The organism is Pedobacter sp. WC2501 (genome assembly GCF_052682415.1).
In genome coordinates this window covers 4,990,947-5,008,044 of record NZ_JBQZFI010000001.1, presented here as the reverse complement: position 1 = coordinate 5,008,044, position 17,098 = coordinate 4,990,947, and the positions used below count along the sequence as shown (strand labels likewise).

The 17,098-nt window shown below is 39.0% G+C and carries 12 protein-coding genes; 11 read left to right on the top strand and 1 reads right to left on the bottom strand.

Annotated features, from left to right (window positions below; all coding sequences use genetic code 11):
* The first annotated feature begins 3 nt into the window (after positions 1-3).
* The 7 genes from ACUN24_RS21110 to ACUN24_RS21080 all read left to right on the top strand — a co-directional run bounded on the left by ACUN24_RS21110 (position 4) and on the right by ACUN24_RS21080 (position 7,167).
* Positions 4-309 carry a GNAT family N-acetyltransferase gene (locus ACUN24_RS21110; RefSeq protein ID WP_445564315.1) on the top strand — a complete coding sequence of 102 codons (306 nt, stop codon included), beginning with the start codon at positions 4-6 and terminating at the stop codon, positions 307-309.
* Positions 296-928, top strand: a complete 633-nt coding sequence (locus ACUN24_RS21105) for an alpha/beta hydrolase (protein ID WP_445564314.1) — start codon at positions 296-298, stop codon at positions 926-928. The genes ACUN24_RS21110 and ACUN24_RS21105 overlap by 14 nt, the downstream gene beginning before the upstream one ends.
* 8 nt (positions 929-936) lie before the next feature.
* Positions 937-1,563 (top strand): TMEM175 family protein, encoded by a 627-nt coding sequence (locus ACUN24_RS21100; protein WP_445564313.1) that lies wholly within the window; start codon positions 937-939, stop codon positions 1,561-1,563.
* A 26-nt stretch (positions 1,564-1,589) separates the two neighbouring features.
* On the top strand, positions 1,590-2,537 hold the full coding sequence (locus tag ACUN24_RS21095) for a D-2-hydroxyacid dehydrogenase family protein (RefSeq protein WP_445564312.1): 948 nt from the start codon (positions 1,590-1,592) through the stop codon (positions 2,535-2,537).
* 536 nt (positions 2,538-3,073) lie between these two features.
* Positions 3,074-4,762 (top strand): sigma-54 interaction domain-containing protein, encoded by a 1,689-nt coding sequence (locus ACUN24_RS21090; RefSeq protein ID WP_445564311.1) that lies wholly within the window; start codon positions 3,074-3,076, stop codon positions 4,760-4,762.
* Between the two features lie 1,112 nt (positions 4,763-5,874).
* A complete protein-coding gene (locus tag ACUN24_RS21085) occupies positions 5,875-6,555 on the top strand; it encodes a hypothetical protein (protein WP_445564310.1) in 681 nt (226 codons plus the stop codon).
* Positions 6,556-6,606: 51 nt separating this feature from the next.
* Positions 6,607-7,167, top strand: coding sequence for a S41 family peptidase (locus ACUN24_RS21080; RefSeq protein ID WP_445565152.1), 561 nt, complete (start codon positions 6,607-6,609; stop codon positions 7,165-7,167).
* Between the two features lie 430 nt (positions 7,168-7,597).
* Here the strand turns inward: ACUN24_RS21080 and ACUN24_RS21075 are convergent, their stop codons facing one another.
* A complete protein-coding gene (locus ACUN24_RS21075; RefSeq protein WP_445564309.1) occupies positions 7,598-8,200 on the bottom strand; it encodes an RNA polymerase sigma-70 factor in 603 nt (200 codons plus the stop codon).
* Between the two features lie 170 nt (positions 8,201-8,370).
* Between ACUN24_RS21075 and ACUN24_RS21070 the strand changes: the two genes are divergently transcribed.
* The 4 genes from ACUN24_RS21070 to ACUN24_RS21055 all read left to right on the top strand — a co-directional run bounded on the left by ACUN24_RS21070 (position 8,371) and on the right by ACUN24_RS21055 (position 17,087).
* Positions 8,371-10,092, top strand: coding sequence for a glycoside hydrolase family 28 protein (locus tag ACUN24_RS21070; protein ID WP_445564308.1), 1,722 nt, complete (start codon positions 8,371-8,373; stop codon positions 10,090-10,092).
* A 352-nt stretch (positions 10,093-10,444) separates the two neighbouring features.
* Positions 10,445-13,918 carry a SusC/RagA family TonB-linked outer membrane protein gene (locus tag ACUN24_RS21065; RefSeq protein WP_445564307.1) on the top strand — a complete coding sequence of 1,158 codons (3,474 nt, stop codon included), beginning with the start codon at positions 10,445-10,447 and terminating at the stop codon, positions 13,916-13,918.
* 3 nt (positions 13,919-13,921) lie between these two features.
* Positions 13,922-15,328 (top strand): RagB/SusD family nutrient uptake outer membrane protein, encoded by a 1,407-nt coding sequence (locus tag ACUN24_RS21060; protein WP_445564306.1) that lies wholly within the window; start codon positions 13,922-13,924, stop codon positions 15,326-15,328.
* A gap of 10 nt (positions 15,329-15,338) precedes the next feature.
* The gene (locus ACUN24_RS21055) at positions 15,339-17,087 is read left to right on the top strand and encodes an SGNH/GDSL hydrolase family protein (RefSeq protein WP_445564305.1); all 1,749 of its coding nucleotides are present in this window, start codon (positions 15,339-15,341) and stop codon (positions 17,085-17,087) included.
* Positions 17,088-17,098 lie beyond the last annotated feature (11 nt).

Genomic DNA, 17,098 nt, shown 5'->3' with positions numbered 1-17,098 from the left:
AATATGGTACAAGTAAAATTAAACATTCAGGAAGCCGAACCAAATTCGTTCGATATTTATGATGAAGATGGAAAAGTTGGAGAAATGATTTTCGATGTCAAGGATAACGATTTAACCGTTTACCACACCGAAGTAGACACGGCGAAAGAAGGAAAAGGTTATGCGAAAATGTTGCTTGATGCCATGGTCGCCTATGTTCGTGAAAATAAATTGATGGTTATTCCGATGTGTCCATACGTGCACATCCAGTTTAAGCGGCACGAAGAATTATACCAGGATATCTGGAATAAAGTAAATGAAGAAGAATAGCAAGATGAAAGAAGTTATAAAAGCAGGAAAAAGCTCTGGTCAGGCCGAAAAAGTGCTGATCATGATCCATGGCCGTGGCGGAACGGCGCAGGATATTTTATCAATGGCAGAATATCTTAACGTTTCCAATTTTGCATTGGTAGCCCCGCAAGCTGAAAATAATACTTGGTATCCACAGTCGTTTCTGGCCCCTCGGGCAGCCAATGAGCCTTCCTTGTCGACTGCTTTAAATACCATAAAAGAAACCGTGCTTGATCTGGAAAAAGAAGGTTTTTCAAAAGAACAGATCTACTTTTTGGGCTTTTCTCAGGGTGCCTGCTTAACGCTCGACTATGTGGCTGGCAATGCAGCGCGTTATGGCGGTGTGGTGGCTTTTACAGGTGGCCTTATCGGCGAAGCGGTAGATCACCGCAATTACCATGGCGATTTTGACGGTACGCCGATATTTATAGGGAGCAGTGATCCCGACATGCATGTTCCCGTATCCAGGGTAAAGGAATCGACTGTTTTACTGGAAGAAATGGGCGCACAGGTTACTGAGATTATTTACGAAAATATGGGTCATACCATCAGCCAGGCAGAAATTACACAGGTGAATAAATTGATTTTTAAGGATTGAAAAGCATAATGGAAAAGGAAACGGGTAGAATTGAAGCTTTTAGCGATGGCGTTTTTGCAATTGCTGTGACGCTACTGGTGCTCGAACTTCACGTTCCTGAACTGAAGGATGGCCATACCTCGGTATATCTATTTGAAACACTAAAAATGCAGTGGCCGGGTTATATTGCCTTTATCATCTCATTTTTCAGTATTTTCATCATCTGGGTAAATCACCATAAAGTTTTTAAACAGATATACAAACGAAACACAGGGCTAATGTTTGCCAACGGGCTCATTTTGTTCCTTGTTTCGCTTGTTTCTTTTCCCAGCGCTTTATTGGCCAGGTTTTTTTTAACAGATTCCAAACAACTTTCAGTGACTATCTACACCGGCTTATTTGTTTTAATTAACCTGGCATTTAACCTGCTGTGGCAACAGGCTACCTCAGATAAAAAACTATTACGCCCCGGAATCAGTGATGCCGCCGTCAGGCAACTCCGAAACAACTACCTTTATGGCTTTCCAACTTATTTAGCAGCTTTTATTGTGTCGTTCTATTATCCCAATTTCGCACTGCTGATCTGTGTTCTACTTTGGATATTCTGGGCAGCATCATCAAAGAAAATTGACTTTTCCGAAACGCCAGCTTTGTAATTAAAAAAAATTTAAATTCATAAAACATGTCAAAATATAAAATTGCAATACTTGATGATTATCAGGATGTAGCGAAATCATTTGTTGATTGGGCCGTACTTGCCAAATATGCCGATATTAAAGTATTTACCGATCATCTTCATGGAGAGGATGAAATTGTAGAACGTTTGAAACACTTTGAAATCATTTGTGTGATGCGCGAGCGTACTCCCTTAACGGCTGCTTTACTGATGCAACTGCCTGAGCTAAAACTGATCGTTTCTACGGGTACCAGAAATCGGTCTATTGATGTTGCTGCTGCTGAAAAATTACAAATAGAAGTGTACAATACCGGCTATTTAGGTCATGGCGCTTTGGAGCTTACCTGGGCTTTGTTGATGGCTATAGCGAAACACATTCCGCAAGAAAACGCCAATCTGCGTGCTGGTGGTTGGCAGCATATGGTAGGTAACGATTTAAAAGGGAAGACCCTGGGTATATTAGGACTTGGAAATCTGGGCTCGCAGGTTGCGGCAGTAGCAAAAGTTTTCGATATGGATATCATTGCCTGGAGTGAAAACTTAACACCCGAAAAAGCGATAGCCGGGGGCGCCAGATATGTAGACAAAAAAACTCTATTCCAGCAATCTGATTATTTAACTGTTCATATGGTGTTGAGCGATAGGAGTAAAGGTATTGTGGGTGCCGGAGACCTGGCACTAATGAAGTCAACCGCCTACCTGATCAATACCTCAAGGGGACCATTGGTTGATGAAAATGCACTGATCAAATGCCTGGAAGAAAATAAGATCGCCGGCGCGGCTTTAGATGTGTTTGATAAAGAACCGCTTGATGATAGTCACCCTTTCAGAAAGTTGAACAACGTATTGGCTACGCCACATATCGGCTACGTTACACAGGATACCTACAACCTTTTTTTTAACGATATTGTTAAGGCTTTACTGGATTGGCTGCCAAAACATCCAAAAAATTAAATTTCCAGGTGCCAGATATTACCATCTGATGCCAATAAGTTAAGTGCCGCGGTCATGAGTCTAAGCGTAGTCGAAGATTACTAGAACTTACTAAACGCAAATATATGCCGTCGACTACGTTACAATTTACAGATTCTATAGAAATATCCTCATTGCGAGACGGCTTTTTCAGCTATCTCGCAATGAGGATTCTTTGAGGGTAGAGATCAAGCATCTGCATATACCAGGTTTACCTGTTCCGTAATCACAAAAAGTTCTCTTTACTATATTTCGTGTCTAAAATCGCCTTTTAGCGAAATATCGTGAGTTATTTATAACCATGGCATTGCCAGTAAAGCACCAGAGCCATGTTCTTGCCTTTGGCATGTTCTTTGAATTCCCGCAGTTGAACCTGCAAGTAAAACCAACCCTGCAGAACTATCCTCGATCGTAAGGTGATGATGAATGACCATCCTGATGTTGTTCGTTTGGTGGTTGCTTTAAAAGTTCATTCACCCAATTTCCGGAAAAATATCGGGGGAAAACGATTATAAAAAATGAGAAAGCAGGAATCAGATTTTAACACGGGTACCAATGTTAATGGCAATCATATTAACCCTCATGCCGATTCATATTTCGAAACACTGGCCGATGCCATAGCAGTACAAGAAAAGAATTTTACGTTGAAGGAGCTGTGTCAAGGTGTGTTTTCTAAACTCAATCCTTTATTCTCGATTGATTGTGGTGTGTTAATTCTGTATAACGAAGAAATGGACCACATTACAAGGGCTTATCTCACCGAAGCCATTTCCGGAAAAATATACTGTACAGAAACCATTTCCGATCCGGTTAACCTTTCGCTAATTACAAAAGAAATTTCGGGTTTTGATTTTCCTGTGCTGAAATCGCGGCAAGACTGGATAGCCGATTTTGGCGAAAATCATTGTTTAAACAGTCATCCAACAGAATACCATTTTCACTGTTATATCCCGTTGGAGCATAACGGAAGGGTATTGGGTACTTTTGAACTTCATAATCACAGCAGAGAATTAAGTGCAGAAGGATTGACTTTTTGCTGTAACATTGCCGATTTTATCGCCGGACTACTGGATGAAATGGAGAAAAGAAGTGTTTCTGAACCTAATATTACAAGGCCGGTTAAATCTGAAATTAGGAATGGAACCAGAATGCCGGCGGTTGCTGATGCAAAAATAAAGCAGTTAGAAAAGGAAATTGAAAAACTACGTACGCGGCTTGATGAACACCTCATTTTTGAACTGGAAGAATCATCTGAAATTCTTACACACCCTGAAATTGTTGGTAGTAGTCCTGAAATGCAGGAAGTTTACAGACTGCTCAACCGGATTTCCTCCTCGGAAACTACCGTGCTCATTTTAGGTGAAACAGGAACGGGGAAAGAATTAATCGCTAAAGCCATTCATGATGAATCTGTAAGAAGTCGGAAAACTATGATTAAGGTGAACTGTGCTGCCATTCCACCCAATTTAATCGAATCAGAACTTTTTGGTCATGAGAAGGGGAGTTTTACAGGTGCTACTGAGAAAAGGATCGGCAAGTTTGAACAGGCACATGGGGGTACAATCTTCCTTGATGAAATAGGTGAATTACCACTCGATTTACAAGTAAAGTTACTCCGTGTTTTGCAGGAAAAGGAAATAGAACGTATTGGTGGTAGAGCTACTATTCCAACTGATGTGCGTATCATTTCGGCCACGAACAGAAATCTTTCCGCGGAAGTGGAGGCAGGAAGTTTTAGGCGTGATTTATATTACAGGTTAAATGTATTTCCGGTTTCATTACCACCGCTTCGAAACCGGAAATCGGATATCGCTGTGCTAGCTGCTTTTTTCTTAGCGAAATTCGCCAAAAAGTCGAATCGAAATCTTCATGGATTTTCAAAAAAGGCAATTTCCAGGATGATGGCCTACAGTTGGCCAGGAAATATACGGGAATTGGAACACCTTATCGAAAGGCATGTGGTGATGGCAGATCGGAATGTAATTATGGATATTGAAATTCCGGGCAATAACAAACAATCCTTGTCTCCGGTCGCATCTGTTAAAACCATATTTGAAAACGAACGCGATCATATATTCAATGTACTGGAATTATGTAATGGGCGTATTTCCGGGACGAATGGAGCAGCAAAATTATTGGGCGTTCCGGCCACTACATTGAATTCAAAAATCAAAAAGCTTGGCCTGGCTAAAAAACACATTTATTGATAATCATGAATCAATAATGTGCTTCTTTAGTCATCAGAAATATTGATAATCCATTTTTGAATGTCACTTTCCTTAATTTTCGATTCGCTTTGATTTTTTTCATTTTGTCCACTACTTTCCGAATTATCTTTACTCTTTCTTTTCTTAATTTCATTAATCTGCCAAGCTCATCATACTCTGTCGTCTTAGTGTCTAGTTCTGCGATTCTCTTTAAATCGTGAATGAATTTGTTGCTGATTTGTACCGTCGTCGACCCGAAAGTCCTTTAAGATATCTTAAAGGACTTTTTTGTTTTTAGGCGGTTTTCAAATCGTTGAATAGTTCTGATAGAGGCCGATTTTTGGTTCGAGCCCTATATGGTACCCTGACGGTGCAAAAACTTGTAGGTTTTTAGCCTTTGGTTATAATCATTTGTAAGTCAATAGTTTAAATTGTGCATTAGGATTTTTTTAGTTCGATGTTGTTAACTTTAATTATACTGAAGTTTACCCTGAAATGTTTTGGGCCAAATAGTTGAAATTCTAGAAAGTTATTAGGTGGACTATGATCTCCTATTGAAGTTAAGCAAAGCGCTAACAAATGTCCTAACTTGGCATGCTATAAAAATCAGGAACTGTAATGTGCCATTTCTGTTTAGCAATCATATATAAATGAGTGCCTTTTCGTCTTTAACATGTTTTAACACTTAAAGGAAATTTACGGGGTATATCTTTTTTATATTTGAAATAGTTTAAAAATCTTGTAGATCCAAACTTATGTCTAAAGTCTTGGTGAAAAGTTTATCTAAACTATTGTCTTTGATATTCTTTTTTGTTCTTGTTGTAGCTACTGCCCAAGATGTTATCATGAGGGAGTGATACGAAGTCTAGTAACTAATATGTCCATGCCTTATACATCTTTGAAGTTAAAAATAAGGCTTCGGAAAACTGTTGCTGATCCTTTTTGGAACTTCATTTTCACGATCATGGCTGGAATTAAAAAGTTAGTGGTAGTCAATAATTAATACAAAATGACAAAAAAAATAAATTCTTTTCTATTTCTTCATCTTATTTTCAGCCAACAGCCTATTTGCTCAAATAGTACCTGAAGATGCGCTAAAGGGCATCTGGAAAATGAGAGGATATGGAAAAATTATAACTATTAATGATACTGTAGTGAATAGCTATGACACAACCGCTATCTCATGTACGCTAAGTTCTCAATTGAAAAGAGATGATATTTCACAGATGGGAACTATTAAGAGGGTGGATCAAAATTTAATTACGATTACGGAGGGTATTAAAACCTACATGCTAGATAAAATAGGCGAACTGCCGAACAGCATTAAATATAATTTGGTAAAAGCGGAGGATCCAAATTATAATTTTGAGGTTTTTTGGAACATGATGAATGAAAATTATCCTTTTTTTAAAGAGCGAAAAATGGATTGGCTAAGCATACAAGAAAAGTATCAAGGCAAAAGGATTAAAAATAAAAATCAGCTGCATCATATTTTAAAAAATACAATCAGACAGTTAAATGATGGGCACACTACTTTGATTATACCAAAAAAAAATGGTGCATTTCCCCATTACAGAACAAGCAATAAAACAGCCGTTTTAGAAGATAAAATTTTAGAGCGTTATGTTAAGAATCCAATAAGATATGGAACAAGTATTAAGGGCAACGGTCTGTTAAACTATGGAATTACTGAAAATAATATAGGTTATATACAGATAAATAATATGCTATTTTTTTCCGACAAGTACAAAAATCCTGAAGGTTTGTCGGGCTATGATTATTTATTTGACTAGCTAAAAGCATCTGCAAGCAATCCTAACCATTTTGAAGATGAAAAAAGAGGAATTAGAACACTAATGGTGGAAATCATCGGAAAATTACAGGGAACAAATGCAATAGTTATAGACATTCGTTTCAATTCAGGAGGCTATGATCTGGTGTCATTAGAAATACTTAGGCATTTCATTACTGAAGAGACTAAATTGTATTCTAAAAAAGCCAAGTTGTTAAACGGCTACACAGAACCTCAGTTCTTTGCTATTTTACCAGCCGACACAACATATCATAAACCTGTTTTTTTGCTCACGAGCCACCAAACAGCCAGTGCTCCGGAAGTATTAGCTATTGGCTCCATGGCAGTCAAGAACACTACACGTATAGGATCCAATACTGAAGGAATATTTTCTGATATCCTAGAAAAAAAAATACCTAATGGTTGGATAGTAAACCTTTCCAATGAAATTTACCAAGATATTAATGGAACTTGTTATGAAAGCATCGGAATTCCTCCAAATAAAGAAATAAACTATTCTCACAATGAAAATGTGTTTATTAGAAAATTGAAAAGAAAAACAGACAATGGAGACGAAGCCATTGAAATGGTTTTTAAATTAATTGAGGAATAAACTGCCGATAACAGCTACTACAACGGATTTGGGCAATAGACCTAATGACAAGCTATCCATGAAGACAAGTCTTCTATTTGATAAATTTCTTATTTTGTGATTATTTCCATTTCCAAAATTTTCGAAAAAATGCCTATTTCAATCAATTCGTCCACAAAATGGTCGAATTAGGCCCCGCCACTGACCCCGATTTTTTTTGTCGTACAGAAAAAAATATAAATGGTTCCAGTTAGAAATACTCCATCAAGCATGAATAAGATGGCGTCAAATATGTTTGGATTATAACTGTCATATGACTTTCCTAGAACATATTTCTTTACCTGGTCAACTTTTATAATATTTAAATGAAGGATCCTTGCCGTTTAATCAATTAAAATAGTATTATTAAATATATTAAAATTGGTGACTCCATAATATTGTTGCGAAGTCATCAACTTAGCAGTTGATGAAAAAGATAAACAACCAAGAATAAAACTATAGAGTGATTCAATTCTCCTACTTCCTTACGTAAAACAACAAGGGCTTTGCTAATATGTTTTTCAACTGTGCCAACTGAAATATTCATTCGTTCAGCGATCATTTTATAAGACATATCTTCGAATCTGCTAAGCTTAAAAGCTTCGCGGGATTGTGGAGACAATTCATCGATTAACTCATAAATTTTACTTTCAAGCTCTTTAGCCTGTAAAATATCGAGCGCATTTGTATGACAAAGATCATCTTTCAATTTATAGAAATCGGCCTTGGCTTTTTGAGAAGCTCTGGTACGCAATTCGTAAAGAACTTTGTTACGCAATACGGCAAAAATAAAGCCCTTGATATCCCCGGATAAATCCAGGGTGTTTGCCTTTGCCCAAATTACCATAAATACGTCCTGAACAATCTCTTCTACGATGCATTCGTCAGGAATACGCCTAAAAGCGGCTGTAACTAAATCGCGATAATAACGGTCATAGAGATTCGATAAGGCCCTGCCGTCCTTTTTTGCAATTAATGCAACCAAATCCTTATCTGAATAGATATCCCTTAACAAGAAAAAATAATTTACTGCAAAAATACATTTGGCTATCCAAACAACGCGATATAGCGTATTATTAATTTAACAAGATTAAGTTAAATAATTGGAAAAGTGAAAATTTCATTGGGGGTAAGTATAGATTTCTGCAATGTACTTGCTAACAAACTAATAATAACAATCGTATTATGTTAGAAAATTCGTCCGATCAAAATTTATCACGCCGTCAGTGGTTGTTGAAAATGCCGTTAGCTATTTTGGGTAGTTTTGCAGCGACACATACATTTGCACAATTTGGTAACCATAAATCAATACTTCATCATCAAATTGATTTAAATTCAGAATCAAATATTTACAATGTTAAATCTTTTGGTGCAAAAGGTGATGGTAGGGTGCTTGAAACTAATGCAATCCAGGCTGCTATTGATACGTGTTTTAAAAACGGTGGTGGGACGGTTTTAATACCGGCTGGTATTTATTTGTGCGGCAGCATAGAACTGAAGTCTAATTTAATATTTCATCTAAGTTCCGGAGCTGTGATTCTGGGTTCGACGAACGCTAACGATTATCACGCTGTAGATGCTGTGCCACTTTCGGGAGATACAACTTTAAGAGATGGCAATTGGGCATTGTTTTATGCGACCAATGCGAAAAACCTGGTTATTGAAGGTAATGGTACTATCGATGGTCAAGGTGCCAGTTTCCACAAAAGCGAAAATGGTTCGAGCAGTCAAAACGTTTTATGGGGTGAAAAGCGGCCGCATCACTTTCTGGGATATCATTGCGAATCTATAAAAATAAAAGATGTTTCATTTATAAATTGCGCATACCACAGCCTTAGAATCATTCAATCTTCACGAATTGATATACAGGGCGTTTATATTCATAGCAGAGTAAACGTCAACAATGATGGTTTTCACTTTATCAGTTGTAAGCATGTAGCTATCAGTAATAGCACTGTACTTTGTCAGGATGATGCCTGCGCTTTTTTTGGTAGCTGTGAAGCTATAACTGTTACAAACTCAACATTTAGTACACGTTGGTCGGTGTTTAGGTTTGGCGGGGGGAAAACGAAAAATATAACGGTATCAAATTGCTTGTTAACAAAGGTTTATGGTTGCCCGATTAAATTCCAAGGTTCCCCAGGCTCAAGTTTAGAAAATGCGTCTTTTTCCAACCTTATTTTTGATGATGTTACAGGCCCGATATACATTGCTTGCGGCTTTAATCCCAAAGACCCAAATTTTGACGTACGTCCTGGTTATCCTGATACAGCGAAGAAAGCAGAAGTAATTGTTCGGAATATCTCTTTTCATAATATCAGTGGTACAGTACTATCGTCACCAGGTCAACTTCCCGACCTGATTGGTTCTGTGCGTGTTTATCCAGGCGAGGAATTTTCATGCATAACGCTTTCTTCTGCGGATAATGCCATCATGGATAATATCTCACTGACAGATATTAATTTAACATTCGGCGGCGGTGGTAGTAAAGAAGCGGGTGAGCGCCGAGAATTGCCGCAATCGGGAGGTCAGTATTTTTCAATGGGTACCATGCCTGCTTACGCGCTGTTTGTTCGGTCGGTAAATGGTTTAACACTAAATAACGTCAAGTTCAATTTTTTTCATGATGATGAGCGGCCCGCTATGATTTTTGATCAGGTTATGGATGCGTGTATTGAAAATGTCAGTTTAGAAGCGCATATAAACGCAAACAGTGCAATCAGAATAATAAACTGTAAAGACATGTTAATTAGTTCACCGCGATTAACTTCATCTACCATAACCTTTTTGCAAGTTGAAGGATCGGAAAATCAAAACATTCGTATTACCGGAGGAGATTTTTCCAAATCTGAGATACCAATCGATATGGCGAGGGGAGCTAATGCTACTATGATTAGACGCGATTAGAACAAAAGGGTAAGAATTGAAGGTTTTTAAAATAAAATGTATGGGGGTAGTCAACCAGTTTTGCAATGTATATAATATAACTTCATGGAAACGACCAATTGAAAGAAATAAGGTATTAATTATGAAATTTAAACTTTAACAAACATCAAGCGATTATATCCTGCAAGGCAGGGTATAAAAAACCGCTTTGTCTGGACCACAAAACGGTTTAATAGAAATTTTAACCAATTAGTAATTCGTCAAAACTATTCAAATATATGAATTTTCCTTACAAGAGAAGTGCAAAAGCATGGGACTGTCTGCCAGAACCGCCAATTCCTCAATTATTTTCTGGTCAATTATGTCAAAAATCATGAAAATCCCAGTCACAATATTAATTATAACCTGTACCACGATATTCACTTTATTGTCGAATAGGAGTATCGGGCAAAATCTTAAAAGCCCAAAAATCAGCTTAAAGGCCAAAGATAAATCAATGTCTGCCGTATTAGCTGAAATTGAGCATGCCAGCGGTGTTCATTTCGTTTATGAAAGCAAGCTATTTGAAAATACCTCGGTCAGGAATCTCGAAGTTAAACAACGATCTGTTGATGATATCCTCGTTGACTTATTGTTGCCAAGAGGCTTGGCTTATCGCCAAATCGGGGACAACATCATTATCGAGAAAGTGCCGGCAGGCAATTCGCAAGCCAAGCGAAAAGAAATAAAGAGTGGTATGGTTATTCCGGTGATTTTACATGGTAAAGTCACGGACGATAAGGGTGAGGCACTTTCAGGCGTTACGGTAGTTGTGAAAGGAACAACGAAATCTACGTTTACCAATACGGGTGGGATTTTCTCCATTCAGGCAAAGGTTGGGCAGATCCTGGTATTTAAATTTATCGGTTACAAAAATGAAGAATTTGCAATTAAAGGAAATCAAGTCATTAACCTTTCACTTCATATAGAAGCCAGTCAATTAACAGACATGGTTGTGATTGGTTACGGTCAACAGCGGCGCGGTGACGTGACAACAGCGATTAGCTCTCTTAAAGCAGAAGATGTTAATAATTTTACCGGAACTGGAGTGGATAAAGCAATGACCGGTAAGATGGCGGGTGTTCAGGTAACTGAACCAGATGGTTCGCCTGGGGCGGGGATCGCTATTGCAATACGGGGAAAAGCTACCATTACTGCCGGGACTACTCCCTTATATGTAATTGATGGTATTCCTTTATCTGAACAAAATGCAAATGGACCAGGTATATCCGAAAATCCCTTAAATGCTATTAACCTTGCAGATATAGAAAGTATCGATGTCTTAAAAGACGCCTCAGCTGCTGCAATTTACGGGTCAAGAGGTTCTAATGGTGTTGTCATTATCACAACAAAAAAAGGCAAGAAAGGAAAACCTATTGTTAGTTATAACGGTTACTACGGTATTGCTAAAGTGCAAAATAAATTAGCCATGATGGATGCTTATGGCTATGCAAAACTTGTATATGATGCACACAATAACACGTATTTTGATTTGCTTGAAGATAAGGGACTCACAGGCTCGGCAACTGATGACAATGCCACAAGGCTGGCCAAATTAGGCGGCTCGTTAGGTGCCTCCACTTTCTCCCCGGTAGTGCTGCCATATATCGCAGGAACACCTGGGCTCACGAATACAGACTGGCAGGATGCTATTTTCCGTAACGCCCCAATTGAAAATCATACCATCTCGGTGTCGGGCGGAACCGACAATACCAAGTATTATGTATCAAGTAACTACCTTGACCAAAATGGCACGGTTATCAAAACCGGCTACAAACGTTATGGGTCAAGAATATCTTTTGAAGGAACATTTAACAAGTTTAAAATTGGAACAACTATTAATTATTCCTTTGAGCAATATCAGTTTCAGCCAACGGGTGGAAGGTTTTTGAGCGGAGAGAATATCGTGTCAATCGCTTTATCCTATTCGCCGTTTTATCCTGTTTATAATCCCGATGGTTCTTACAATTATTCACAATATAACAATCAGGATGGTGCAGCCCAAGTAATTAACCCAGTAGCTTTAGCTAACTTGAAACAGGACAATACCAATCAGGGTAAATTTCTTGGAAACGTCTACGCGCAATATCAATTCACCCCTTCTTTTTCAGATAAAATATCCTTTGGTTCAACGATAAATAACGGAAATAGGAATACATTCAGGCCTTCGACGTTGCCAACCGTTACCCCATCAAGCCCTACATCCATTCCATCGGCAGGCTATTACAATACAACCTTGGTCAATTGGCTGGCAGAAAACACCTTGTCGTATAATAAGAGATTTAACGGTCATTCAATAAGCGCCATTGCAGTAGTTAGTACCCAGAGAGAAAATACCAGTGCACTTTCTATTGCAGCTACGGGATTTGCGAATAACTTGGTAACAACGTTGAATGGAGCGACTGCAATTACATCCTATACCGGAAATGCACAGGAATGGGATCTTTTATCTGCTTTGGCGCGTGTGCAGTACAACTATAAGGGTAAATATCTGGCCTCGGCTGCTATGAGAACCGATGGCTCCTCTCGCTTTGGTTCAAATTCTAAGTATGGAAGCTTTCCTTCGGCATCTATTGGCTGGAATGTAGATCAGGAACCTTTTATGCAGAAACAGAAAGTCATCAGTTCCATGAAACTGCGCGCCAGTTATGGGTTAACCGGAAACAATCAGATAGGTAATTATGCGGCGCTTTCTACTTTAGCACCAGCTAATTATGTCTTTGGCACCGGTACAGGCACCGGATTGTCCAACGGGTATTACCAAAATATTCCGGGTAATGACAAATTAGGATGGGAGCAGACAGCGGCATTTGATGTTGGTGCTGATATTAGCCTCTTCAAGAACCGTTTACAGTTGACAGTTGACGCTTATTCAAATAACACAAGTAATATGCTCCTTTCGGTTCCCGTACCTCAAAGCTCCGGTTATAATTCAAACCTCGTTAACATTGGCAAGTTAAACAATAAAGGTCTTGAATTTACCTTGTCATCTGATGCAAAGCTAGGAGGTTTTCGTTTAAACAACAGTGCCAACATCTCATTTAACCGAAATAAAGTAGTTGATTTAGGTGGACAGCAATCTATTTTAACTCAATCCCAGGTACTTTACTTTTTGACCGAGGTTGGTCAGCCAATCGGGAACTATTATACCTTGATCAAAACCGGAATTTATACCGACCCGGCTCAACTTACCCAGGCGCCCATCGTGCCCGGTGCTAAACTTGGTGACCAAATGTTTAAGGATATTAACGGTGATGGCAAAATTGACGGCACTAATGACCTGGCAATTGCAGGAAACTATCAGCCGAAATTTACCTATGGATATTCAACAAGGGTCCAATTTAAGGCACTCGATTTAGGCGCATCACTACAAGGTGTTTATGGTAATCAAATTGCCAATATAAATACGAGGTATATCAATAGTGAGGCGAGTTTTACTAATAATCTTGCCGAGGGGTTAGGGCGTTACGAATCTCCGGATAATCCAGGTGATGGGATTCATGAAAGGGCAAATAGGACCACACGTGGCTTAAACGCAAATGTTTCTTCTTTCTATATTGGAAGTGGTTCATATTTGCGAATACGCGATATTACCTTAGGTGTTACTTTACCAAAGCCACTAATAAAACATGCCGGATTTTCTAATGTCCGCTTTTATTTCTCGGCAACCAATCCATTTTTGTTCACAAAGTACAATGATTACAATCCGGAGGTGAGTCAGGATCCCAACCCGCTTAATCCCGGCGTAGATTACGGAACATATCCTTTAAGCAAATCTTTTGTATTCGGCTTAAATTTAAGTTTATAAACCATGAAAAAGATTATATTATATACAGCAACGATATTGATGCTACCCATCATCTCGTGTCAAAAAACTTTTCTATCACCAGAAGCGGTTTCAACAATAACCTCACAGACTTTTTATAAAACTCCTGGGGATATAGCAAATGCCGTGACCGCATGTTATCAGCCTTTACAGTTAAATACCATGTATGGAGACTATATTCAGATTATGACCGAATTACGTTCTGATAATGTTGAAGATCAGAATCCGGGAGGCGATGCAGGAAGGGAGTTTAATGTTGACAGATTTCTTGCCGGCTCAGATAATAGCATTTTTAGCAGCACCTATTTTGCTCATTATAATGCCATCTCCCGTTGTAACCAAGTTTTAAGCCATTTAGATGTAGTAACTGATGTTGCTTTAAAATCGCAGTATGAAGGTGAAGCACGTTTCCTACGGGCCCTGTATTACTTTAACCTTGTTAGATTTTGGGGGGGAGTCCCTTTGGTGCTGCAGCCAATTTCAACGCAGGATGCGTTAACGGTTGGTCGTAGTGCACCGGCTGATGTATACGCCGCTATTGAATACGACCTTAATAAAGCAAGCACACTGCTACCAAAAACTTATAGTGCATCGAATTTAGGAAGGGCATCGGCGGGCGCAGCACTTGGTATGCTGGGAAAAGTTTATTTAACTGAGCAAAAATACAGCGAGGCAGTAAGTACCTTAAAACAGCTCATGCCAGTGGGGACAAATCCTTATAAATACGCGCTATTGCCTAATATCGCAGACGTTTTCAGCACAAGCAATAAATTAAATGCAGAGGTGTTATTTGCGGTACATTACGACAAAACATTGATAAATGAAGGACATGCTTTTGGTACGTACACTATTTCACCAGTTATTGATCCAAACCTGCTTAATGCTTATCAGGCAACTGATACAAGACGCGCGCTTTTGAACGTTACAAAAGTGGACGCAACTGTACGAGCAATCAATAAATATTACGATACTTATGATGCAACGACTAAATTAGTTGGAGCGGATTACATCATCCTTCGTTATTCGGACGTTCTTTTAATGTACGCTGAAGCATTAAATGAAATAAGTTATAGCAACAGCGCCACCAGCGACAATTTTGTATACCTCAACCTCGTTCGCAACAGGGCTAAAGCATTACCATTTACACCCGCTTTACTGCCAAATCAGGCAAGTTTCCGCACGTATGTTCTCCAGGAAAGAAGGCTTGAGCTGCCATTCGAATGGAGCAGGTGGTTCGACCTGGTCCGGACAAACACTGCAATTCATGCTTTCCAAAGCACGGCATTAACAAAGCAGGTCATTCAACCGTATCAATTATTATATCCATTGCCTTTTCAACAAGTAACGGTAATCCATGACCCGTCGATATTTCCGCAGAACCCCGGCTATTAATTTATACTTTATGAAAAGACTATTTATTGCCATTCTCATTATAACAGTTGCCTTAAAAGCTAAATCGCAACCTAATTATAAATGGCATACGGCAGAATGGGCCAATGGTATCGCCAAGGCTGACACGCAAAATATTTTCCACCGTCTTCCGGCTGATCTGGAAACAAAAATTTCCCCTGGTGCCTGGAATCAATCAATCAACAGTTCAGGTGAATACCTCACTTTCAAAACTACTGCACGTTCTTTCATTATTAAATTTATTGTAAAATCAAAGAAGTTTGGTCTGCCGCACATGGCGGCAACCGCTGTTAGCGGGCTCGATCTGTATGCTAAAGATTATAATGGCAAACTGAATTGGGCACCACCTATCAGGTACTCTTTTGGCGATACCTGCCTATATATCTATCGGAATTTAAAAATCGCCTCGCGGGGAACGGTGGAATTTCAATTGTATCTTCCTTTGTATAATATATTGCAGATGATTCGCATAGGTGTTCCCGGCAGTTCTGATTTCCAGTTTACACATGCAAATGAAGATCAGCCAATTGTGGCCTATGGGACCTCAATCATGCAGGGGGCGGTTGCATCAAGGCCGGGACAGGCCTGGACAAATGTATTGTCCAGATCACTCGGACGGGAAGTGATCAATATAGGATTGAGTGGCAACGGCCGTTTTGAAGGGCCTGTTATTGATATTATGTCCCAAACCAATGCCAAAGTTTTCATTTTGGATTGTATGCCAAACCTATACCAAAAGAAACTCTTTCCGATAGATACCGTTCGCAACAGGCTCACCTATGCAGTTAAAAAACTTCAGCAAACCCACCCTGGCGTTCCAATCATATTTGCCGAACATCCGGATGGCTTGATATCCATGGATATGGATACCGAGAGTGTTGATTTATACCATGGGGCTACAATGATGATTGATACAATTTTTAACGAATTCAAAGCTGCAGGCATCAAAAACGTTTACCTGATAACAGAAAAGGAACTAAATTTTAATATTGATGACACCACTGATGGCATCCATCCCAATGATATTGGCATGGTTAAATATGCACAGGTATACGGTGGGCTGATTAAAAAGTTAATTAATGAACCATCAGGTGAATTGCCAACACAAAGGGCCGTAGAGCAATACAGGGATGGGTTTGACTGGCATTTACGTCATCAGCAGGTGATCAACGAAATTAAAGCTAAAAAACCGGAAGTGATCATCTTTGGTAATTCCATTATCAATTATTGGGGAGGACTTCCTAAACCTGAAACAGTTAAACCCCGCGGCGAAGCTTCGTGGCAGCGGTTCATGCAACCTTTAAAAGTTCAAAATGCGGGGTTTGGAAATGACCGGATCGAAAATGTACTGTGGCGAATTTATCACGGTGAGCTTGATCAATTTAGTGGCAATAAGATCATAATTAACATTGGGACTAATAATCTTGCGGTTAATACAGATGAAGAAATTGTACAAGGCCTTGCGTTTTTAGCGGAGCAAATTAGATTGCGAAAACCGGATGCGACAATTTATGTCGGTGGCATTCTTCCCAGGAAAGACCAATTTAAACGATTAAGTCAATTGAACGAGAGCATTAAAATTATGACTAGTGCAGCCCATTTAAAGTTTTTTGATTTTTCAACATCATTTTTAGACAACGGCTTGCCTAAGCGAGATTTGTTTCTAAGTGATGGCCTACATCCTAACGAAGCTGGATATTCAATTTTAGGCGCCCAATTTAACGAATTACTTAAACACTAATGGGTTACTGT